Source organism: Armatimonadota bacterium, assembly GCA_037138755.1.
GTDB lineage: Bacteria > Armatimonadota > Fimbriimonadia > Fimbriimonadales > Fimbriimonadaceae > Fimbriimonas.
This window is the reverse complement of record JBAXHT010000001.1, coordinates 1,282,847-1,304,412: the sequence shown is the minus strand read 5'-3', so window position 1 is coordinate 1,304,412 and position 21,566 is coordinate 1,282,847. Positions and strand designations below refer to the sequence as shown.

The window sequence follows — 21,566 nt, the reverse complement described above, 5'->3', positions numbered from 1 at the left end:
TATCCTAGTATCTGCCTAGAGCGAGGACGAACCGAAAACTAGACCAGTTGCATGTCATTGAGTAGGGAGCTGAAGGATGAAGGGTCAAACTCGGCGCGTGTTCGTGCGCTCAGCGACGGCGTCTTTGCCATCGTTCTCACGTTCCTCATTTTTCGACTCGATATCGCAAAACTCAGCGACGCGGGGTCGGACCGCGAGATCATCAATGCCATCAAAGAGCAAGCCGCTCCTCTGCTCGGCTACATCTTGAGTTTCTTCATCATTGGCGGCTTCTGGATGATGCATCAACGGGTTTTTCGTCACCTGTCGAAGTTCAACCGCGAACTGTATTGGCTGAACTTGCAGTTCCTCTTCTTCCTTTCTATTTTGCCTCTCACAACTTCCATTCATTCTGGCAACCATGAGCTTCGGATTGGGTGGTGGCTGTATGCCGGAAACGTCACAGTTGCCGGACTCGGTCTTCTCGGGCTGTGGCTACGAGCATCCAGAGATTCGCTTCTGGACAGCACGGTGGACCACGTTGTGCAAGCGTTTTATATCTGGAGGCTTGCGACGATCCCGCTCGTGTTTCTCGTCTCAATCTTGGTTTCGTTCCAAAATGTGATTGTCGCACAGTGGGTGCCGTTAGCCGTCCCGCTGGTCTCGTGGGTTGTTCACAAATTCTTCGAGCGCCGGGCTGATTCAAACGTGATTCACTTGGACATCGCGGCTTGAGCGCGCGTGCTGCTCCAGTAAACTAACAAGGTGTCGGAATCGCACTTCACTTTCCCTATTCGCTCGGACAAGCTAACCATGACCTGCTCGGTCACTTCCACGGTTTTCGACGCTCAAACGGAGTTTCAGCGAGTCACGATTCTGGACACGGAAGTGTATGGTAAGGCGCTTTTATTGGATGGCCACATCCAGCTCACTGATTTTGACGAGAAGGCTTATCACGAAGCGTTGGTTCAGATTCCTGCTCTCAATCTGCCCTCGTTTGCGAAGGCATTGGTAATCGGCGGCGGCGACGGTGGAGTTATTCGAGAGCTTTGCAGACACGCGTCGGTGACTCAGATCGACATGGTCGAAATTGATAAGGGTGTCGTTGCTGCCTGCAAAGAGCACATGCCTTCCCTTTCGAACGGAGCTTTTGACGACCCGCGAGTTCGGTTGCATCTCACCGACGCCTTTGCCTGGGTGAAGTCAGCTTCGGACCAGTATGACTTGATCGTTGTGGATTCGACCGACACCTACGAGGACGAAGAGGGAGAAATCAGCGAAATGCTTTGGACTTCGGGGTTCTACACTGACCTACTTCGGTTGTTGTCACCCGATGGCTTTGTGGTGACACAGGCGGACAACCATGTCTATTGCCCGTATTCGTCTGAAGACGTCCTTGAGCTCTTCGGATCAGTTTTCCCGTCGAAAGGCTTCTATTTCGCGCTCGTTCCTTCCTTTGGCGGTTTTTCGGGATTCGTTTGGGGATCGAAGGGCGCAGCACCAGCGCCGAAATGGTCGGTTGAGTTTGACAAAGGATGGTCAACGCTGAATGAATCGACTTATAATTTAGCGTTCAGTGAGCTAGCATTTGCATGATCTTGAGTCACTGATACAAGAAGTTCGAGCCTGCCAGATCTGTGCGGCAAGTCTGCCGCTTGGTGCCAGACCGGTCTTCCAGATGTCATCTTCAGCGCGCGTATTGATCGCGGGGCAAGCACCGGGCCGAAAAGTTCACGAGTCCGGAATTCCGTTTGACGACGCTAGCGGAGAGCGATTGCGGGACTGGCTCGGACTAAGCCGCGAAGAGTTCTATGATGCCAGCAAAGTCGCGATCCTTCCCATGGGTTTCTGCTACCCAGGAACTGGGAAATCAGGCGATTTGCCACCACGTCCGGAGTGCGCCGAGGCGTGGCGACAGCGATTGACTGACCAGATGAGGGAGTTGCGGCTGACGATTGTCATCGGCCAATACGCACAGGCTTACCATATGTCCGATGAGCGCCGATCCTTGACCGAAGCAGTGAAGGATGATTCTTCTCAATATGAATCGCTGATACTCATTCCCCACCCTTCCCCTCGGAACAACATCTGGCTGGCAAAAAATCCGTGGTTTGTCAGCGATGTTTTGCCTACAATCAAGGAGCGGGTTCGCGCCGCGTTGATCGAATCCAGCTCCTAGGCGGCAAAAGCGAGAGGTTTGGTAATCTGCGCCCATGCTGACTGCTGTGCTGGGGATGATGGCTTCGATCGGAACTCTCGGTCAACGGCCCAACATCGTTCTGATCTTTTCGGACGATCACGCTCGGCGGGCGATTTCCGCTTACGGTTCAAAGGTGAATCGGACGCCGAACATTGACCGACTAGCTAGGAACGGCGCGCTGTTCGAGCGGCATTACACTTCAAATCCGATCTGTGCTCCTAGCCGAGCGACCCTCCTTACGGGAAAATACAGCCACCTCAACGGACATAAAGATAATGCATCAGCCTTCGACGGCAAACAGTCCAACGTCGCGAAACTCCTACAAGCCAGCGGCTACGAGACGGCCTGGATCGGTAAGTGGCACCTCGTTTCTGAACCGACCGGCTTCGATCACTGGGAAATCTTGCGCGGCCAGGGCGAATACTATGACCCAACAATCTTGTCCGCTTCGGGAACTTCAAAGGCGACTGGTTACACCACAGAAGTCAGCACCGAAAAGGCACTGGGATTTCTAAGAAAGCAACACGACAAACCGTTCTTCATGGTTGTCGGGCACAAGGCTCCTCACCGACCCTGGATTCCTGGACCGAAGAGCCTGGAGATGTTCAAGAATACGGTGTTCCCTGAGCCGAAAACCCTGAGGACCGATTATGCGACGCTTGCCTCAGGCGCAAAAACTGTCGGCATGGGAGTCGGCTCGAATCTGAATCCGACGAGCGATCTGTATGTTGGCCGAGCCCCGGCAACTTCGGTCACAAGTTACCTCGATCTTTGGCGAAAAACTTATTCGCGCGAAGACGCGGAGTATACAGAGTCACTCAAGAAGGGCGACTTGGTCGGTGCCAACTACCAGCGGTACATGAGGCAATATTTGCGGTGTGTCCAAGATGTCGACACCAGCGTCGGGCAACTGATGGATGCCCTTAAAGAAGCTAAGCTGGACAAGAACACCATCGTGATCTATGCGTCTGACCAAGGCTTCTTTCTTGGCGAGAAGGGCTGGTTTGATAAGCGGTGGTACTACGAACCCTCGGCGGGCACACCGCTCGTAATCTCTGCCCCCGGAGTGAAAGCTCGGCGGATCAACAGCCTTAGCGAAAACGTCGACATTGCGCCGACTCTGTTAGATTTCGCCAAGTGTGCTCCGGATCCCTGGATGCAAGGAAGCAGTCTAGTTCCCACAATGCTGTCCGGGAAGGGTGAGAAAGAGTTCGCCTATGGGCACTTCTACGAGAACAACGATGGCGAGCACAAGGTGCCGAAATACGTTTCAATTGTCGGTGAGCGGTACAAGTTGATTTGCTACTATGAGTTGCAAGAGTTCGAGTTGTTTGATCTGAAAGCTGATCCCGAGGAGTCGAAGAATCTATGGGTTGGTATGCCCACTCCAGCCGAGCTCAAGACTCGAATGTATCAGTCGTTAATGTCGAAGATGCGGCAGGTTCGAGAGGAAGTTGAAGTCATCCAGAAAGTGCGGGAATGTGCAACGGTCGTCCATCGATAGATTCCCGGCCAACTGCCGTTCAAACCTCACGCTCCGGTATCCTGAACCTAGCAGTTTCACATGGATTATCGACGTAGTTACATCAAGCAGCTTTTTGAACTCGCTCCTGGCACGGAGGCGACCGCTTTCGGCTGGGTCAAGACTCGGCGGGACAGCAAAGGTCTATCGTTTGTTCAGCTTAATGACGGCTCGACGTTCAAGGACTTGCAGATCATCGTCGATGAAGGCGTTGTTGACGCCGAGCTTTTGAAAAAAGTTACAACCGGTTCGTGCGTGGCATTTTCTGGACTGATTGTGGAGTCTCCGGCTGCGGGTCAGGCGGTCGAGCTCAAGGCCTCTTCCCTCGAAATTTTTGGGGAGGCCGACCCACTAACCTACCCATTGCAGAAGAAGGGAGCGACCATGGAGTTCCTTCGAGAGAAGGCTCACCTTCGCGTTCGTGGGAACACCTTTGGCGCGGTTTTCCGGGTTCGGAACCAGTTGTCGCAGGCCGTACACCAGTTCTTCGATAAGCGCGGTTTCCACTACATTCACACTCCGATCATCACTGCCAGTGACTGCGAAGGTGCTGGAGCGATGTTCCAAGTCACGACCGCTCTGGAACACGCCGAAGATGGATACAAGCTGGCGCGTAAAGACCCAGCGGACGATTTCTTTGGCAAGCCTTCTTATTTGACCGTAAGTGGTCAGTTGGATGCCGAAACGTTGGCACTTGGACTGACCAACGTGTACACGTTTGGCCCCACGTTCCGAGCCGAGAACTCGAGCACGAGCCGACACCTCGCCGAGTTCTGGATGATCGAGCCAGAGATGGCCTTCTGCTCGCTTGAAGGCAACATGAACCTTGCGGAAGAGTTTCTGAAGGAGACGATCCAACACGCGCTTGACAACTGTATGCCCGATCTGGAGTTCTTCAACCAACGCATCGAGCCAGAGCTACTGAAGACTCTCAACCACGTCGTAGAAAGCGGGTTCGAGCGGATGACATACACGGAAGCGGTCAAGCACCTCGAGGCAAGCGGTGAGAACTTCGAGTACCCCGTTAGCTGGGGAACTGACTTGCAGAGCGAGCACGAACGATGGCTCACCGAAGTTAAAGTTGGACGACCAATGATCCTGACCGATTATCCCGCGGAGATTAAAGCGTTCTACATGCGTCTCAACGACGACGGAAAGACCGTCCGCGCGATGGACGTTCTTGCTCCGCGAATCGGAGAGATCATTGGCGGATCGCAGCGCGAAGAGCGACTGGATGTGCTTGAGCGGCGTATCTTGGAAGCAGGTCTGCCGATTGAAGCCTACTGGTGGTACCTTGATCTGCGCCGTTTCGGCTCAGTGCCCCACGCGGGCTTCGGGCTCGGCTTTGAGCGGTTGATGATGTACGTGACGGGAATGAAAAATATTCGGGACGTGATCCCTTACTTCCGCACTCCCGGCAACGCGGATTTCTAAATGGCAAAAAGTCGCTTCCAAATGGACCCGCGCATCCAACGCGAGCTCATCGGTCAAAAGCGACTAATCCGCATCGGTCTGGGATGCACTGCGATCAGTTCCGCTCTTTACGGAAGCATCATTGGGTTACTGAATCGGCTCCTGGAAGACCTGTCCGTAATCGGATCCACTCACAAGCTTCAGATCGGTTTTCTGAAGGATTTAGCTGCCGAGGTCGATCCCGCAAAGCGTGTTCAACTGACGCAGATCGCGGATAGGTACGGGGCAAGTGCCGAACAGGCATTCGAGGCGATGAAGATTAGCACACTGCTGATCGTCGTCGTGTTCTTGCTCCGCTACTTTTTCACTCGAGGTCAAACCTACTTCCTGGCGGAAGCAGTTGCTCGTCTGACAAATGGGCTCCGACAACGACTCGTTTCAAAGCTCCTCAAAATGCCTGTCACCTACTTTAACGAGAAGCGGGCGGGCTCGATTCAGAGCATTCTCACGAACGATGTCAACGTCTTTCAATCGGCGGTTCAAGTGCTTCGAGACTCAATCGAAGCCCCGCTCAAAGCCATCATTGCCCTGATCGCGATTCTGATTTTGCAGTGGCAAATGGCGGTTGTCACCCTGCTAATGCTCCCGATTATCGCTTACATCGTGCAACGAAACGCAAAAAAAATGCGTCTTGCCCAGAAGCAAGTGCAAAGCGATTTTGCCGAAGTAGGCGCTGTCACCCAGGAGGTGCTACAAGGCGTCCGAGTCGTCAAAGCGTTTGGCGCTGAACAGAATGTGGAACAGGATTATGCGTCCCTTCTAAACAAGAGCTTGAAGAGCCAGCTCCGCTCGGCAGAACTCGTTGCTCGCCTGCGACCGATGGTCGAAATGCTAGGAGCTTTTGGTTTGGCCTTAGCCTTTCTGATTGGCGGCTATTTGGCTCTCAGGGGAAACATGACGGTGGCCAGTATGGGAGCACTGGCGTTTGCTCTCGATGCCATCAATCAGGGGTTTCGTGGCATCACTAACCTGTCATCAACCTACTCCTCCGTCCAAGGTGCCGCTGATCGGATTTATTCAGAAATCCTTGATGTGCCCCTTCCGCCCGAGCACACCGGTCGTCAGACGCTTGATGCAATTAGCGGACTGATTGAGTTCCGCGATGTCTCCTTCGTCTACCCTGACGGAACTTGGGCGCTTCGAAACGTCTCGTTCTCCATTCAACCCGGCACCTCACTTGCCCTTGTTGGCCCTAGTGGAGCCGGAAAATCTACGATCGCTGACCTGCTGCAAAGATTCTATGAGCCGACCAGTGGAGCAATCTATCTTGACGGAACTGATATCAAGCATCTTGATGTGAACTGGCTCCGCAGCCAGATTGGCGTGGTCCCTCAGCACACCTTTTTGTTCGCGGGTGGAATTGACGAGAACCTACGCCTCGGCACTCCAGACGCCTCGGACGAACAGCTTACAAAAGCCCTTCAAATGGCTCACGCCGAAGACTTCTCACGTGAGTTCCGAGAACGGAACGTTCCTGTGCTTGGCGAACGAGGCGTTCGCCTGAGCGGCGGGCAAATGCAACGCATTGCCATCGCACGAGCACTGGTCCGGGACCCCTCGATTCTTCTGCTTGACGAAGCAACTAGTGCCCTGGATGCCGAGAGTGAGAAGGCAGTCACCGCCGCTCTCCAAGAGGTCATGGAGACCCGCACGACAATGTTCATCGCCCACCGTCTTACGACCGCTGCAAGAGCAGATTCGATTCTGTTTCTTAAACGCGGCGAAGTCATTGAACAAGGCTCGCATACCGATCTGATGGCGAAGAACGGTCAGTACTCCCTATTATTCAAAGCGTTTAGCGACGGCTTGTTGGAGGACAACCTTGGCTGACCTGTCCATCCGAGACCTGGAGGTTGGGAGAACGGATGTCTTGATCGAGCCGTTTTCCCTTGACCTTCGCTCCGGAGAGATTTTCGTCCTGCTGGGCCCGAATGGCTCGGGAAAATCCACGTTCCTGCAGACCGTATGTGGCATGATCCGTCCGCGGACCGGAAGAGTCGAGATCGATCAGACAGATGTTACAACTTTGCCGCTGTCACAGCGATGCCAAAAGATCGCTTGGGTTCCTCAGGAAGAGTTTGTTGAATTTGGCTGGACGGCTAAAGAATTCACAGCACTTGGCAGGGCTGCTTTATCGGACTCGGTCTTCGAATCGAAGTTCGACGTCGACGTGACCATGCGCGCGCTCGCGGTTTGCGATGCGGCTCACTTGGCTGATCGTCCGTTGCTTGAGCTAAGTGGTGGCGAAAAACAGCGGGTACGGATCGCCAGGGCCATCGCTCAAGATGCCGACATTCTGGTTCTCGACGAACCCGCTAGCCAGCTTGATGTCGCCCATGTTTTGAGCGTGTTAGAGTTAGTTGTCAATCTCGCCGAAACCGGAAAGACGATCCTGCTTACCGTGCACGACGTGAATCAAGGCCTGAGGCTTCCTGCAAAATGGGGATTCATCAATGAGAAGCGACTCGAAGTATTCGAGTCGCTTGGTGAGATTCACGCTTCAAACGTTTTGAAGCGTACCTATGACACAGACTTCCGAGTCATTGACTCAGAAACGGTCGTCGCTGTTACTTCTTTGTGTCGTACCACTGACTAGAAGTGGAAGCCGAGTTTGGCTTGGGGATGTAAACCTTGTCTTCTGGCTTGATGATGACCGGTGCTTCCGGCAATCCTCCCTCTTCGGCAGGAGCACCCGGGCGCTTAGCTACATTGACCGACTTTTGAATTTCTGTAGACAATGCTGCTGATTCTGCCTTAAGATCTGCCTTGGGCGCCGGAGCGTTCGCCATCTTCGAGGCGGCTTCAGCTTGAGCTCGTTCCTGAGCAAGTTTCATCTTTTCTTCCATTGAGAGGTTCTCTTCGCGGAAGGGCTTAGCGGCGATCATCAGTCCGACTCCGGCGAAGACGGCGACGATAATGAGGGCGACAGGGGATTTACGTTGTTTCATGGCGTTTTGGAATAATGGCGATCCGTTAGACTATTGTAGAAGATGTTGACGCTCGCAAGTTTCTTGCCAAGGAGAGTCCTGAATTGAGAATTGCGATTGATGCCCGGTTGATCAGCGGAACAAATACCGGCGACAGCACCTATTGGACTTGCCTCGTCGACACTTTGATCCGCGAACATTCCGAACACGAGATTATCTTCTTCTCTAACAAGCCCCGGTCGCGGGAAGTTCCGTTCGGACCAAATTGCCAATGGGAAGTAATTCCTGGTGGAGGTCGCCTCTGGAGCCTTGTGAAGCTCCCGATGGCTGCCAGGAAGCTGAAAGCTGACGTGCTACACGTTCAATATTCTCTGAGTCCTCTTGCAAAAAACGGTGTCACGACCATCCACGACACCTCGTTCTACATCGGACCCGAATGGTTTTCAGCCGGAGACCTTCGCTCGCTGCGTCGCTCAATCCCACTCGCCGCAAAAGTGGCGAAGCGAATTCTGACCGTTAGCAACTCCTCAAAAGCCGAAATTGAACGGTTCATCCCTGCATCAAAAGGAAAAGTCGTGGTTGCGTATAACGCCCGTCCCCCGTGGATCGCTCCTGTGGAAATACTCGAACGGGAGAGAATCCTCAAAGAGCTTGGCGTAAGAGAGCCGTTCTTGCTGACTGTCGGAACCAACTGGGCCCGGAAGAACCAGGAACTTGCCGTTGCGGCCGTCAATGGCCTACCAGACGCCCTCCCCCACAAGCTGATCGTGACGGGGAAAGCAACCCAGAAGCTTGCTTCGCGCCGCATTCAGTCCGTTGGATACGTATCAGAAAAGCAGCTTTCCGCGCTCTACTCGGCGGCGGCCCTTTACCTAGCCCCCAGCCTCCACGAAGGGTATGGAATTCCCATTGTCGAGGCATTCGGCTGCGGGTGTCCGGTCATGTGCGGGATCGGAGGTGCGATGCCCGAAGTCGCTGGAAACGCTGCCAAGGTCATGAACTCCTATGCGGCTTCAGAGTGGACCACCGCAATCGCAGAGCTCCTCAACGAGCCAAGTAAACTAGCTGAATTCAGCCAGAGGGGCCTCATTCGCGAGAAGCAGTTCACTTGGTCGGAGTCGGCTCGGCAGCACATCCGGGCCTATGAGGAAGCATGCCAACGTTCGACGAACGACTCTTAGATATTCTTGGAAATCCAAATCACCCGGATCGGCCCCCTTTCAAGCGTGAAGGAGAGTTTTTGGTCTGCACCGTGACCGGAGACCGATATCCCATCGTCGAAGGCATTCCCCAGTTGCTTCCAGAGGATAGAATCGTAGGCACTGATGAGTGAATCGATTTTCAAAATCCTCGTGCTTCACGGCCCGAACCTGAACCTCACTGGCTTTCGCGAGCCAGATGTTTACGGAAAGAAGCCACTTGACGACATTGACGATGACATCAAAGCCGAGTGCGCGAGGCTGAGCATCGAGTCGAGAATCATCCAATCGAACTCCGAAGGCATTCTCATCGACACGATTCAGGAGCACCGCAAATGGGCGGATGGGATCATCATTAACCCCGGAGGACTGACCCACTATTCCATCGCTTTGCGCGATGCACTTTCCAGCGTTCGCCTCCCCGTCATCGAAGTTCACCTGTCCAATGTCCACGCCCGCGAAGAATTCCGGCACAAAAGCGTGATCGCTCCCGTATGTGTTGGTCAAGTTATCGGATTCGGCGGGTTCGGATATATTCTCGGAATCCAAGCCTTGCTGAATCTCCAAAAGGAAGTCGTTTAATGTCAAATCTTGTTCGCCTACGCGCTGCCCTTGCCGAAGGTGGCTACTCCGCCGCCCTCATCTCTGCTCCTACCAATGTGTTTTGGCTGACCGGATTCACAGGGACATTTGGTTATGTGATCGTCACCTCCAACGCAGTGGTTTTCTTGACGGACAGTCGATACACGATTCAAGCTCAGGAGCAAGTTTCCGGGATGGACATACGGAGCTTCGCAACTCCCAAAACCAGTTTCCAGGCTCTATCGGAAATCTTCACGGAACTCGGAATTAAAGAAGTCGGATTCGAGTCAGTCAATACGACCTATGGCCAATATCTCACCTGGGGTGAAAAGCTGGAGGGCATCTTGCTCAAGCCACTTGGCGATATCATCGAAAACTTGCGCATGGTCAAGTCCGAAGCGGAAATCGCGAAGCTAAAACGTGCGTGTGAGCTGACGGACGCCTGTTTCAGTCATCTCATTCGAATCATCCAGCCGGGACTCTCCGAGCACGAGATTCAACTTGAGATGGAGTTCTTCATCCGTCGCCAAGGTGGACATATGTCTTTCGAGCCAATCGTTGTCTCTGGCCCCAACAGTGCACGCCCACACGGCAAGGCGACAGACAAGCAAGTCGAAAACGGCGAATTTCTGACCATGGACTTCGGTGCGCAGCTCGATGGCTACTGCGCGGACATGACCAGAACCGTCGTCGTCGGAAAGGCCGATGAGCGAACTCGCGAAGTCTACAACCAAGTTCTAAAAGCTCAGCTTGAATCCATCAAAATGATGAAAGCGGGAGTCGTTGCAGAAACTGTAGATGCAAAAGCCCGCGAAGTCTTCGACGAAATCGGACTTGCGAAGCACTTTGGCCATGGCCTCGGACACGGCCTCGGAATTCTCGTTCATGACACCGGACGCCTCGGCGTAGGTAGCAAAACCGTCCTCGAACCCGGTCAAGTGTGGACGGTCGAACCTGGCGTCTATCTGGAAGGGTGGGGCGGCTGCCGTATTGAGGACAACGTAGTCGTCACCGAAACCGGCGTGATCAACCTCACTGGAAGCACCAAAGAGCTCCTCGAACTGCCCTTGGCATGAGCACCGTGCCCTCCGGACTCAGGATCGAGAACCTCGCCCTCGTCAAAGGCGGGACGAGCCTGAGTCTTGAGGTTGCGCCCGGACAAGCGGTGGCAATTGTCGGCGCTGCAGGGTCTGGTAAGACTGCGCTACTCAGGGTCTTGGCCGGGCAGTTACGACCAGCCCTCGGCTCCTTTTCTGCAAACTCAGATCTGCGTTTGCTAGACGAACGCCAGATCCCCAAGCGTGGACGAATCGACTCTCTTGCCCGTCTAAAGGGAGGCGCGTCTGCGGCCTCCCGGGCAAGCGATGCGCTCACTATTTGTGGGCTTTGGGAAGCGCGAGCGAGTTCAGTTTCAGATGCCAGCCCCGGCCAACTCGCCGCAATGTGCCTCTTGCCCGCTTTTTGCGAACACAACCAGATCGTCATGATCGACATGCTCGTCGATTTGGTCGACCTCAAGACTCGTCGCGATATTCTCAACGGTCTGCAGAAGCGAAGACAAGAGGAGGGAACCATCCACATTATCACTACCAACCAAGTCGACATCATCGACCAATGCGACGGAGTTGTTGTCATGAAGGACTCTAGTTTCAGAGCATCTTCGTCCATTGAAGCCCTCCGAGCGAGAACAGTGCCGGGCGAGGTAGTGATTGAAACCACACGGTCTCACGCAATTCGGTCGATGATCGAGCCGTTTGCGATTAAGGTCACCGAGATTCCTGAAGGTCTGCGAGTCGAGACGTTTGAAGGTCAAGAGCTCGCTCAAAAGCTCCTCATCGAAGGTTACGGAGACGTTCGTTGCACCCTCGTCCGCCGCCCATCCCTCGCAGACGTGCTCGTCACGTTACTCTGATCGATTACGCTTTCGCTTCGCTTCCAGCAAGGCGGAGCCAGCGCTATCAGGATTCGAGGCTTGTTCCTCTACGATCGGGCTGACGGGCGGCGATTCCATCTTAGTGACGCTCCCCGCTGAGCTGGGTTGGCTCGGCAGAACGACCCGTGCCTCGGCAGGCTCCGCCACTCTTCTCACCCGCTTCAGGTTCCTCAAACGAGCCACTTCCACATTCTCTTTTTGCTTGGGCTTTCGCTCAAAAAGCTTCCAAAACGGTACGGAAATGCGGCGATTGGCGATGTCCAATGGCAAGATTATGAGGGCGATCATCAGCAATGTCGGCCAAATCTCCGTGAGCGATTCCCCGGGGATTGTCACCTTTCGATGGACTTCTTCGGGCCGTTCGAGTTTTTTGCCTCCTGTCGCCCTTGCTATCTCGTTCAGCAAGCTGGAGTTTGTTTTCAGAACCCGGTACTCGGCGGGATAAGCAACCGAGACTCCCGCCGTCTGAACCCGATTACCGCCCTTTCCGTCTGACTCGACCACGCTGACGATGTAGCTACCCGTCGCTCCAACATCAAACTCGCCTTCGTAGGTTCCGGGAGCGGATTGGAGCAGGGACAGTTCCTGGCTCTTGCCGTCCGGCGAAGCCACCCTGACCGGGGTCTCGGGCGCGTCCAAGAGATTCCCGGTCTTGTCTCGCCCAACGACCGTCACCTTTGACTTCCCGCCGGACTCCGTGACCGAGACTTGATAGTTGTTTTGCGGTGCTTGACGCCCAATCGCCCGAACCTGTTGAGACCAGAACGTTGCGAATCCGTCCCAACCCACCCAACTCTTCGCCCAGCGAGCCTTTGCATCGCTGGTGAATGCCATTGTCTGAGCTAAACCGGCTCGTCCGTGAAGTAGTAGTGGATCATCCTTTTTCGTCTTCAGAATGGTCTTCGCCAGCGGCTTTGCTTCCACCAAATCATAAGCAAGTAGAGGTGGCGTTCCTGCGTCAAGCACGCCTTGAATCGACTCATCAAGCTGCGTGACCTTCGGCAAAAATGCACCTTCCTCAATCGCGCTTCGCGACATGATCGAAGTGTCCTGCGTAAAGATTGCCGGAAGTTGGTTTGCCTTCAGAGCAAGGTAGTAACGCCCCCCGCCGAGCGCGGCGAGCTTTCGCAGGTTCGCGACGTCCTTTCCATCACCAATCGCAACGACCGAAGTCGTGATCTTCTGGGCTCGCATCCGTAAGGCAGTTTCAAAAACTCCCTCCCAGTCCGTCGAATCTCCTCCGTCGGCGAGAAGGATGAAGTGCCGAGTCTTGCTGGGTTCGTTTTTCAGAACCTCTTCTGCTTTCAGAATGCTCGGGCGAACGTAGATTCCTCCCCCCGTTACTGCTAATTTTCGAGCTCCGATGATCGCATTCTCTTTGTTGGCGGCACTCTGCATCGGAGCCACGATTTCGATCCCATCGCTACTTCCCGCTACCCCTACTCGGTCCATCGGCCCGAGCATCTTGATCGTTTCCTCCGCCGCTCGAGAGGCGAGTTTGACCTTGGGAACCCCATCCTCAGTCGCGCCCATGGAACCTGAGCAGTCGGCCAAAATGAAGACCGATGCCGCCGCCAATGACTTCTTTTGCCGAATGTTTAGGTCAACCGGCAGGGCTTCGATCACTGGTGAACCGTACCAACCGCCAGGCAGAAACGAATCTTCGCCGCCGACCATCGCAAGTCCGACGCCGCTATCCCTCGTGGCTCCGACTAGCGATTCCTGAAAACTGGGGGGCACTAACGTAGCATTGATGTCGTTCAGAATGACACTGTCGTAAGACTGAAGCTGCTCGGGGCGGCTAGGAAGGGAGCCGGGGAAGGCAAGATCGGCGCTGAGGCCGGATTTCAGCAGTGCGTCGAAAAGGGATTTGTCCTTCTCATTCGCTTGAACAATCAGTAGCTTCGGACGCCCCCTGATGTTGATAAACCCAGCTCCGACATTGTTTCGCGGATCGCTGTCGCCAGGCGCCTGGAGCGTGGCCCGGTAGCGAACCAGCCCAACGTTTTTGACAACCTGCCTGACAATGATCGAGTTGCGTCCATCCTGGAGTGCGACCTGCTTTCGGTCGACAATGGTGCCATCTCTATCAATGCTGAGAACTCCCGAGCCGATGCCCTGAGAGTCGATCTTGACCGTTAGATCAAATGGTTGGTCCTCTTTCCCTGAATCCGGAAGTTCGAGACTGCTCACCAGGGCCTCGGCACCCGATTTCTCGCCACCCATAGCAACGAAGTCGATGGAAATCTTGTCTGACTTTGCCGCTGCCGCCGCCGCCCGCACCTCACCGCGAGTCTCGTTCCCATCGCTGAGGATCACGACTCGGCGAGCTTTTCCGGTCGGGAACATGGCACTTGCCAGCCGCACAGCCCCGGCAAGGTCGGAGTTGCTTGCTTCGACTCGCGACTCAATTCGACGCACTTCGCGGCGACCCGCCGGTGCGGATTCGATGAGCGCGTTCGCTCCAAAGGCAACCACCGCGGCCTGGTCGCCATCTGGCATCTTGGCGACCGCCTGAGAAATGAATTCCTCTTGCTTCTGGCGGTCGGCGTCTCGTATCGAGTCTGATCTGTCGACCAGGAATATTGTACATGCCCCCTGGTTTTGACGGTAAAGTATCGGCCCCATCAGAGACATGGTGGCGATCAGATACAACAATGACCGCAAGACAAAGGCCAGCCGCTTGCGTCGCTTTGCCATCCCGCGAATCATGCGATGCCCAAGCCACAGACTCAGCCCTAAGGGCAGAAGCAAAAGAGCATATTCCGGCGACGCGAACCGGATCAACTCTTCCTCGCATAGAACCACCACTCAAAGGCGAGAAGCCCAAGGGCGGCGAGGGCGAGGAAACGCCAGATGTCGGCAAGGCGGTAAGGAGTTTGAGTGGTCTTGACCGGACTTTGGCCGAGCACAAGATCGGGCTTCACCGCAATATCGGATTCAATGTCAGATCGCAAATTGACGGTGAGTTTCTTGTCACCAAGGCTGTACTGGCCCGCCTCCTGGAGCCCGGGAAGCGTGATCACCCCATCTGTTGGCTCAAGCTCTCGCGTCCATTCCTTTGGAGTTTTCAGCGCGATTTTGGTATTCGTTCGGTACAAGAAGCTTCGCCCCGTTGAAGCCACCATTTCGCCTTCCTGAGAACCTGATCCGACGAAGTCAAGCAGGTTGGAAACAAAGATCGGAAACCCGACTTGCAATGGGAAATCGCTGTTCATCGGCTCAAACCCGACCCAAACCCGCTTCTGCTCGCCTTCCTGGATCGCGACGAGAGGGCGGTCTTTGCTCGATGCGATGACGACCGCTTCAGCGGGAAAATCGAGCTTTTTTGAGGAGTCGATGTAGAGAGTTTCTAAGCCAGTTTCCGCTAGCAGCGGGTGAGCTTTGACATCGTCGGCCTTAGGTCCGTCGATCTTTACAGCCCCGTTTCCTAGCGAGACCACACCTCGGCTTTCGACCGGCTGAACCGGGACACCATCGAAGATGATCAGATCGTACTTTGAAGGCTTCCCCTTGCCCTCGCTAAGAGGAAGTTCTTTCGCTGTGTCTAGGCTCACCCTGGTATCGAGCAACAGAGCACGCTCAAGAAACGGGTCACCTTTTGCGACAAGCAGGACGGATAGATTCGCATTGGGATCAACGAGAGTCGTCAGCCTGTTATCGGCTTGCAAGAGGTCGTTCGTCGAGATCTCGGCTCGCAGCACCTTTGTTCCAGCGGGCGCGAAACAGCGGATTCCGGCTGACTTAAGACTTGGGATCGTGATCTTTTGCGCTTGGATGAGCTTGTTGTCCGCGTAGATCGCCACCTCGGTTTTCGCTTCGTTCAAGCCAAAGTTCTTGACGCCGCAGTAGACTTCCGTCCCCTTCGGGCTCTTGGTTGCGCCTAGCGACTGAATCGCTAGATTCTCTTGACGTACTCCAATACTCTTGTACACCACGGCAGCTTTTCCAGGAGAGAAGTCTGAGATCTTTGTAAAACAGCCGTCGGAAAGGATAAGAATCCTTGCCCCGTCGATCCCGCTCACCAAAGCCGCCGCTAGCCGCAAGGCCTCCGCCATGTCACCCTCGGTGTCGGTCGGTTTCAGCTGACTCAAAGCCGCTCGGTGGGCTCCCGGGTCATTAGAGAGTGGACTGACCACTTTCGGGACATTTGCCGCTGTCAAAATAGCGATCTGATCTCCGATCCCCGCAGACGAAACCGCCTCGTTTGCGAGGCTCTTGGCTTGCTCAAGCCGATTTGGCGACACATCGGTCGCTCTCATCGAAGCAGAATTGTCGATGATTATGACTGTCGTCGTTCCCAGCAAGCCCTTTTGTTTGAACTGGGGCCGGGCAAGAGCGACGCAGGCCAGGGCCGCGATGAGCAGTTGAAGCACCAAGAGCCAGTTGAACCGTAGTTTTTGAAAGAGGCTGTTCGCCCGAATCTCCTCGGTGTGGCTCGGCCACAAAAAGCTGGCGGGGATTCGCACGTCCTGGCGACGCATCCGGAGCAAGTAGAGCGCCAGTATCGTTCCGCCGAGCGGCGCAAACAGCCATAACAAAGCTGGATTCTGGAAACTCATGCGAACCACCTCTCCGGCTTCATTCGGCGGCTGATGGTGTGCTCCAAGCTTTCGCTCGTCTGGACCAGGGTGTACTTACCACCCGTGCGCTGAACGGATTGGCGGATTGCCTCGATGTGAGTCTGGAGGTTGGTTTTGTAAGCGAGCAAGGTATCTCGATTGACAGTGATCTCGGCGATCTGATCATTCTCCGAATCGATCAGTCGAAGGTCTCCTTCGAGATCGGGATCGATCTCGCCGTCGTCCAAAACATGTGCCATCCATACTTCGAACCCTCTGCCACCAAGTGCACGTATTGCTTGTGGAAGGGCTTCATCAAGGCCATCTGATACAAGAATCACCAAGCCGTTCTTCACCGATCCTTTGAGCAAGGACTGGATGGCCTGGCTAACTGATTTCTCTCCAGCCTCAAGCATTTCGAGGCGTGAAAACAGGTTCCTGGCATTTGATCGCCCCCGAAGCGGCTGTTGAGGCGGAGCCGAATGGGAGCCATTCACTAACCGAACGGCGTCCCCGCCGATGAGGGCGATGGTTCCAAGTGCGGCACCAACTTTGGCCGCGACTTCTGCCTTTTCCGGTTCTCCAAACTTCATGCTTGCCGAGTTATCAACCACCAGGTACAAGATCAGATCCTCCTCGTCTTGATAGGTTCTCAAAACAGGAGTTTCGAGGCGAGCAAGGACGTTCCAGTCCAGATGCCTCAGGTCGTCGCCATCCGAGTAGTTACGGAAATCGGCAAACTCGATGCTGATCCCCTTCCGCTTACTCACCCGTTCGCCCTTCGTCGCGCCCCGAAAGGCGCGACTCGGGTTGAGCCGCAGGCTTTCGAGCAGGCGGGTTTCGCGCGGACTGAGCATCGGTTTCAGACTCGAATCGTATCGCGATCTCGGCTTTCGAGGTGACTCAGCGCATCTGCGACGATTTGATCCGCAGTCACTCCATCCGCCTCCGCTTCGTAGTTCAGAATCAGTCGATGTCGTAGCACCGCAACTGCGGCTTTCTTAATGTCGTCTTTCGCAACGTTGAACCGACCGTCCAGCAGAGCCATCACTTTTCCTGCCGAGCAGAGACATTGCGCGCCGCGAGGCGAAGTCCCATAACGTACATACTTCTGCACTAACTTCCCTGCTCCAGGCGAATCGGGATGGGTAGATAGTGAAAGCTCCAAGGCGAAGTCCAACACAGCCTCCGACATCGGAACCTCTCGCGAAACTTGTCGCATTCGAATCACATCCTCGCCACTGGCTACCGCCTGCAACGTCGCAGATTCGGTCCCCGTGGTACGCAAAACCACATTCTTTAACTCTTCCTTTGTAGGATATGGGACGATTAGCTTGAAGAAGAACCGGTCAAGCTGAGCCTCGGGGAGCGGATAAGTTCCTTCTTGCTCCACCGGGTTCTGGGTTGCCATCACCAGGAACGGTTCTGCCAGATCGTGGCGCTTTCCGCCAACCGTGACCGACCTTTCTTGCATCGCCTCTAGCAGCGCCGACTGCGTCTTCGGCGTCGCGCGGTTGATTTCATCCGCAAGCACGATGTTCGCAAAGATCGGTCCGCGTCGGAACTCGAACGAACGATTCTCTCCCAAAATGTTCGTTCCGGTCACGTCCGCTGGCATCATGTCTGGCGTGAACTGGACGCGAGAAAAGTCGAGCGATAAAACGCTCGCTAAGGTACGGACAAGCAACGTCTTCCCGAGACCCGGCATGCCTTCCAGCAGTACGTGCCCATTTGCCGCCAGGCCAATAAGGACGTGTTCAACGATGTTGTCCTGCCCGACAACTGCTTTGCCGACCTCGGTTCGGATGCGGTTGAAGGTTTCTCGAAACCAGATTGCCTCTTGTTCTGCCATGTTTTCCTACTTACTCAGGCTATCGAAATAGCGCTTGACTCGCGCTTGGTGCTGCTTGGGGATGTCTTGCTTCTTGAGGGCTGATTCGGCTTTCTGCTTGTAGCTGGGCAGAACCTTCTCATACGGGACGCTCGAACGCGTGCCCTTAAACGTCGGGGCTTTGATCTCAAAAGTCATCTCGGGCCCTGGTCGAAGCGGATCGCGCTCGGTCGGTGCAAAGGTTGGAGTTCCCTTTCCTTTCCCTTGGATCGGATCGCTCTTGTTCACAACTCCACTGTCGAAGAGCATTTGGTCGTTGTCTGGCCCAGGTCCTGGTCCGCCCATTCCTATTCCTATTCCTAGACCCAATCCCATTCCAACGCCATTGCACTGCCCCATCTCCTCAGCTTTCTTCAGTGCTTCCAAAAGCTGCTTCAAATACTCCTCGCGAGCTTTGTCGTCCTTAAGGCTTTTCAAGAAGTCTTCAATCTTCTTCCGCATTTCGGCCATCTGCTCTTTGGTCAGCTTGGGCTTCCACATGGTGTCTTCATCGCCTTTGGCGGCCTCTTTCAACTTCTTGCGCAATCGCTCAAGTTCCTTCTGAATCTCCTTCATCAGTGGGTCGTTCTGGAGCTTGGACAGAACATCGCGAGCCTCCTGCGAGAGCTTCATATTCGCAAGTTGCTTTTCGGCTTCGGACAGCTGTTTCTTGGCATCGTCCATCGCCTTCTTGGCGTCAGCCATCTGCTTCTCAAGCTCCTTCTTCTCTGCCTCACTCAGATTTGGGTTCTGCATTTTTTGATTCAAGGAGTCGAGCTTCTGCTGTAAATCACCAACTTTCTGCTTCGCAGTCTCTGCTTTCTGCTGAGCATCCTGCATCTTCTGGTCAAACTCGTTCGGTTCCATGTGAACGTCCGACATGTTCACATCCTTCAGCCCAGCTTTCTCAAGCTCCGCCCTTTCCATCTTCTCTAGAGCGCTTTCTCCCTTCTTGATGTCGTCAAGGGCTTCCGTTGCCTTTTGTTTCGCAAGCTCCGCAGCCTCCTTGGCCAGCTCTTCCTTCTTGATCATCGCCTGCTTCGGATCGATCCGAGCCTTTTCGTAATCCCTCTGTAGCCTCATCAAGTCCTTCTGGAGAGCCTGAAGGTCGGGGGAGATTGCTTTCTTTTTCGAGCCGTCATCAAAAATCGCCTTCTTTAGGTTTTCGAGACGGGCGGCTTCCTTCTTCATTTCCGCTTGGTCAGTCGGACTCACGGACAAAGAGATAATCGAACTAGAACTGAGTGCGAAGATCAAGAACGCCACGCTCGCAGTTCCGATTCCCGAGTTCTGCAACCAGCCCCAGCGGGCCGGGAATATTGTCTTTGGGTCCGTGGTCTCGATCTTCTTCAGCGCGTCTTGCCGTACTTCGTTCGCATACTCGTCGGTCTCGTCAAGCTCCATCGCGGTACTCAATCGATCCTTCAGAGCCGCCCGCCGGTCGATGCTCATCGCCACAGCTTGATCGCTGACCCGTGCAAACCAACCGATCAACAAGCCAAGTGCGCCTCCGCAGAGAACCAGCCCGATCATCCACGGCCACTCTGCGTACAAAACTCCCTTAAAATCCAGCAAACTCCAAAGGACCGCAACTGCCCCGCTGACCAGTACGCCAAACCACATTCCACGCAGCGCATAGAGCAGGCGGATGCGGCGGCGGAACGGCGAGAGATGTTCGGGGGCGATCATGACGGAGTTTCTCCTTTCAACAGTTTGAGTCGCTTATTGAGCGAAACGATGAGGACAAGGCTAACAAGCATCAAAACCGCGCCGTGGATCACGGCGAAGTAGGAGTGTTCGATGTTGCAAAAGATGCTCGCGATGATGTTGAAGGCCCAGAGACCCTCAACTCGCGCGAGCGACTCGGGGGCGACAATACTTAGGAAAAACGTCGGAACTAAGGCTAGTCCAACCAAAGAGAACAGGCTCATTGTTCGAGCTCGGGAAATGTTCTGATGCTTGGCTGCAGAGAGAATCCCGCTCACCCACATCAACGTCCATATTCCCGCAGCGAGGAGGATGTACATCAAGAACATGGGCTCGGTGAACAACTCCAGTCCTGTTGCCATTTTCTTGACCCCGCGCCCCCCCATAGAAAGAATCGCCGTACTCACGTCTAAAGTCGTACCGAAGACGTAGCCCGCAATCCCGCTGAAAGCAAACAGCAGAAGGTAAGGGAGGTTTCCGGCCACCGTGCCGCCGAGCAACTTCCGCAAATCGAAGAGTCCATTGAACCGGAAGCGTCGATACTCGTTGACGCCAAAGGTGCTCAAATAGGGCACGAGACAGATTCCTGTGATGGACAGCATCCCCGCCAATCCTCTACCGAACATGGATGCTGACTGTTCCGTGCTTGAGATTCCAGTCGTTGAGGAACCGAGGCTAGAACTAGTGCCGGCGGCCATGCCCCAACCCACTAACGCGGCAAGTGCGGCGAAGTAGATCAGGCCATGAATCCGCAGCGACTTGATTTCTCGCCCGTCCGAGGGCGACATGATTGATCCGGCGCCGAGGATGATGACCTTGATTGCGAGCAAGTGCTCCGCAATCGAGATGAGCCAGACAGGAATTTCTTTCCCAAACACCATCGCTGACTGTCCGCCCTGAAAAGGAAACGTCATCGGACAGATCGCCATGATGGGTGACACGCTGCTGAAAGGCGACGCGCCGCGTCCTCCCGCCCCGCCAGCGATACCCATCATCATCATGTAAAAGGTGAAGAACCAGTACGCCCCAATCGCGCAGTACGTCCAACACAGTGCGGGAATCGGCTTGGTGCTCATCGCTGATAGAAGCAACCCAAACGCTACGCAGACCAGGCCGTAGAACGAGAACAGAAGGAACGCGATGAAGAGCTGAATCCAGGTTGTTCCGCCCAACGTGACGCTGACGGCGCAAAATGGCAGCGCTAGAATGAGCAACAGCCAGACATATCGGTAGGCCGAGATTAGCTTTCCAACAAGATAAAACTTCGGTTCGACCGGAGCCGAAAAGACGAGATCGAGGGACCGGCGTTGCTTCTCGGTGACAATCGCGAACGCCCCAACTGCTGGAGCAACAATCGTGATGACCACCCCCAAACACCCAATCGTGGCCCAGTAGAAGCCCTGCAGGTTCTGCTGAGCTGTGGCAAGGCTGCGGGATGACGCGCCCATCGCGCTGTCATACGCGACGTACAAAACCAATGCCATGATCACCAGGTAGAGCGTGAACAGGACGACCGCTTTGCTCCCGCGCAACTGAACGCGCTGATCGCGCGTGGCGGTCGGATTCCCGAAATAGGTTCGGCGGAGGCGGTTCAGGTCAATGATTTGCATCA

The 21,566-nt window shown here is 54.8% G+C and carries 18 protein-coding genes; 11 read left to right on the top strand and 7 right to left on the bottom strand.

The genetic code is table 11. The annotated features are described in order from the left end of the window. Nucleotides 1–51 precede the first annotated feature (51 nt). The 7 genes from WCK51_06160 to WCK51_06130 all read left to right on the top strand — a co-directional run bounded on the left by WCK51_06160 (nt 52) and on the right by WCK51_06130 (nt 7,770). Nucleotides 52–714 (top strand): TMEM175 family protein, encoded by a 663-nt coding sequence (locus WCK51_06160; protein ID MEI7576458.1) that lies wholly within the window; start codon nt 52–54, stop codon nt 712–714. 30 nt (nt 715–744) lie between these two features. Beyond that, on the top strand, nt 745–1,575 hold the full coding sequence (locus WCK51_06155; protein MEI7576457.1) for a polyamine aminopropyltransferase: 831 nt from the start codon (nt 745–747) through the stop codon (nt 1,573–1,575). Between the two features lie 82 nt (nt 1,576–1,657). Beyond that, nucleotides 1,658–2,158, top strand: a complete 501-nt coding sequence (locus tag WCK51_06150) for a uracil-DNA glycosylase family protein (protein MEI7576456.1) — start codon at nt 1,658–1,660, stop codon at nt 2,156–2,158. Nucleotides 2,159–2,192: 34 nt separating this feature from the next. Then, on the top strand, nt 2,193–3,683 hold the full coding sequence (locus WCK51_06145; protein MEI7576455.1) for a sulfatase: 1,491 nt from the start codon (nt 2,193–2,195) through the stop codon (nt 3,681–3,683). Between the two features lie 60 nt (nt 3,684–3,743). Further along, entirely contained in the window at nt 3,744–5,135 is a 1,392-nt protein-coding gene (gene asnS / locus WCK51_06140; protein MEI7576454.1) for an asparagine--tRNA ligase, read from the top strand. Next, nucleotides 5,136–7,004, top strand: a complete 1,869-nt coding sequence (locus WCK51_06135) for an ABC transporter ATP-binding protein (GenBank protein ID MEI7576453.1) — start codon at nt 5,136–5,138, stop codon at nt 7,002–7,004. Further along, entirely contained in the window at nt 6,997–7,770 is a 774-nt protein-coding gene (locus tag WCK51_06130; GenBank protein ID MEI7576452.1) for an ABC transporter ATP-binding protein, read from the top strand. Before WCK51_06135 ends, WCK51_06130 begins: the two co-directional genes overlap by 8 nt. Here WCK51_06130 and WCK51_06125 read toward each other — a convergent pair. Then, the gene (locus WCK51_06125) at nt 7,742–8,122 is read right to left on the bottom strand and encodes a hypothetical protein (GenBank protein ID MEI7576451.1); all 381 of its coding nucleotides are present in this window, start codon (nt 8,120–8,122) and stop codon (nt 7,742–7,744) included. The genes WCK51_06130 and WCK51_06125 overlap by 29 nt on opposite strands. Before the next feature lie 83 nt (nt 8,123–8,205). Between WCK51_06125 and WCK51_06120 the strand changes: the two genes are divergently transcribed. From WCK51_06120 to WCK51_06105, 4 genes are all read left to right on the top strand, one after another. Continuing rightward, the gene (locus WCK51_06120; GenBank protein ID MEI7576450.1) at nt 8,206–9,282 is read left to right on the top strand and encodes a glycosyltransferase family 1 protein; all 1,077 of its coding nucleotides are present in this window, start codon (nt 8,206–8,208) and stop codon (nt 9,280–9,282) included. Between the two features lie 144 nt (nt 9,283–9,426). Further along, nucleotides 9,427–9,882 carry a type II 3-dehydroquinate dehydratase gene (aroQ, locus tag WCK51_06115; GenBank protein MEI7576449.1) on the top strand — a complete coding sequence of 152 codons (456 nt, stop codon included), beginning with the start codon at nt 9,427–9,429 and terminating at the stop codon, nt 9,880–9,882. After that, nucleotides 9,882–10,958: a Xaa-Pro peptidase family protein gene (locus WCK51_06110; protein ID MEI7576448.1), complete on the top strand. Its 1,077-nt coding sequence runs from the start codon at nt 9,882–9,884 to the stop codon at nt 10,956–10,958. Before aroQ ends, WCK51_06110 begins: the two co-directional genes overlap by 1 nt. After that, entirely contained in the window at nt 10,955–11,794 is an 840-nt protein-coding gene (locus WCK51_06105; protein MEI7576447.1) for an ATP-binding cassette domain-containing protein, read from the top strand. Before WCK51_06110 ends, WCK51_06105 begins: the two co-directional genes overlap by 4 nt. On the opposite strand, the gene WCK51_06100 is transcribed toward WCK51_06105, so the two are convergent. The 6 genes from WCK51_06100 to WCK51_06075 all read right to left on the bottom strand — a co-directional run bounded on the left by WCK51_06100 (nt 11,786) and on the right by WCK51_06075 (nt 21,564). After that, on the bottom strand, nt 11,786–14,515 hold the full coding sequence (locus tag WCK51_06100; GenBank protein MEI7576446.1) for a VWA domain-containing protein: 2,730 nt from the start codon (nt 14,513–14,515) through the stop codon (nt 11,786–11,788). The two genes, WCK51_06105 and WCK51_06100, sit on opposite strands and share 9 nt — an antisense overlap. Nucleotides 14,516–14,598: 83 nt before the next feature. Further along, the gene (locus tag WCK51_06095; GenBank protein MEI7576445.1) at nt 14,599–16,377 is read right to left on the bottom strand and encodes a BatA and WFA domain-containing protein; all 1,779 of its coding nucleotides are present in this window, start codon (nt 16,375–16,377) and stop codon (nt 14,599–14,601) included. Next, nucleotides 16,374–17,234, bottom strand: a complete 861-nt coding sequence (locus WCK51_06090) for a DUF58 domain-containing protein (GenBank protein ID MEI7576444.1) — start codon at nt 17,232–17,234, stop codon at nt 16,374–16,376. Before WCK51_06090 ends, WCK51_06095 begins: the two co-directional genes overlap by 4 nt. Before the next feature lie 5 nt (nt 17,235–17,239). Continuing rightward, complete coding sequence (locus WCK51_06085; GenBank protein MEI7576443.1) at nt 17,240–18,229, bottom strand: AAA family ATPase; 990 nt, start codon at nt 18,227–18,229, stop codon at nt 17,240–17,242. A 6-nt stretch (nt 18,230–18,235) separates the two neighbouring features. Further along, a complete protein-coding gene (locus WCK51_06080) occupies nt 18,236–19,936 on the bottom strand; it encodes a hypothetical protein (GenBank protein MEI7576442.1) in 1,701 nt (566 codons plus the stop codon). After that, nucleotides 19,933–21,564: an ABC transporter permease gene (locus tag WCK51_06075; protein ID MEI7576441.1), complete on the bottom strand. Its 1,632-nt coding sequence runs from the start codon at nt 21,562–21,564 to the stop codon at nt 19,933–19,935. The genes WCK51_06080 and WCK51_06075 overlap by 4 nt, the downstream gene beginning before the upstream one ends. Nucleotides 21,565–21,566: the final 2 nt, after the last annotated feature.

Bases quoted from the DNA above. Each gene is read 5' to 3' on its own strand.
- WCK51_06100 (MEI7576446.1), bottom strand. From the start codon at position 14,515: ATGGCAAAGCGACGCAAGCGGCTGGCCTTTGTCTTGCGGTCATTGTTG.
- asnS (MEI7576454.1), top strand. From the start codon at position 3,744: ATGGATTATCGACGTAGTTACATCAAGCAGCTTTTTGAACTCGCTCCT.
- WCK51_06090 (MEI7576444.1), bottom strand. From the start codon at position 17,234: ATGCTCAGTCCGCGCGAAACCCGCCTGCTCGAAAGCCTGCGGCTCAAC.
- WCK51_06150 (MEI7576456.1), top strand. From the start codon at position 1,658: ATGTCATCTTCAGCGCGCGTATTGATCGCGGGGCAAGCACCGGGCCGA.
- WCK51_06085 (MEI7576443.1), bottom strand. From the start codon at position 18,229: ATGGCAGAACAAGAGGCAATCTGGTTTCGAGAAACCTTCAACCGCATC.
- WCK51_06145 (MEI7576455.1), top strand. From the start codon at position 2,193: ATGCTGACTGCTGTGCTGGGGATGATGGCTTCGATCGGAACTCTCGGT.
- WCK51_06105 (MEI7576447.1), top strand. From the start codon at position 10,955: ATGAGCACCGTGCCCTCCGGACTCAGGATCGAGAACCTCGCCCTCGTC.
- WCK51_06075 (MEI7576441.1), bottom strand. From the start codon at position 21,564: ATGCAAATCATTGACCTGAACCGCCTCCGCCGAACCTATTTCGGGAAT.
- WCK51_06110 (MEI7576448.1), top strand. From the start codon at position 9,882: ATGTCAAATCTTGTTCGCCTACGCGCTGCCCTTGCCGAAGGTGGCTAC.
- WCK51_06125 (MEI7576451.1), bottom strand. From the start codon at position 8,122: ATGAAACAACGTAAATCCCCTGTCGCCCTCATTATCGTCGCCGTCTTC.
- WCK51_06160 (MEI7576458.1), top strand. From the start codon at position 52: ATGTCATTGAGTAGGGAGCTGAAGGATGAAGGGTCAAACTCGGCGCGT.
- WCK51_06080 (MEI7576442.1), bottom strand. From the start codon at position 19,936: ATGATCGCCCCCGAACATCTCTCGCCGTTCCGCCGCCGCATCCGCCTG.
- aroQ (MEI7576449.1), top strand. From the start codon at position 9,427: ATGAGTGAATCGATTTTCAAAATCCTCGTGCTTCACGGCCCGAACCTG.
- WCK51_06135 (MEI7576453.1), top strand. From the start codon at position 5,136: ATGGCAAAAAGTCGCTTCCAAATGGACCCGCGCATCCAACGCGAGCTC.
- WCK51_06095 (MEI7576445.1), bottom strand. From the start codon at position 16,377: ATGAGTTTCCAGAATCCAGCTTTGTTATGGCTGTTTGCGCCGCTCGGC.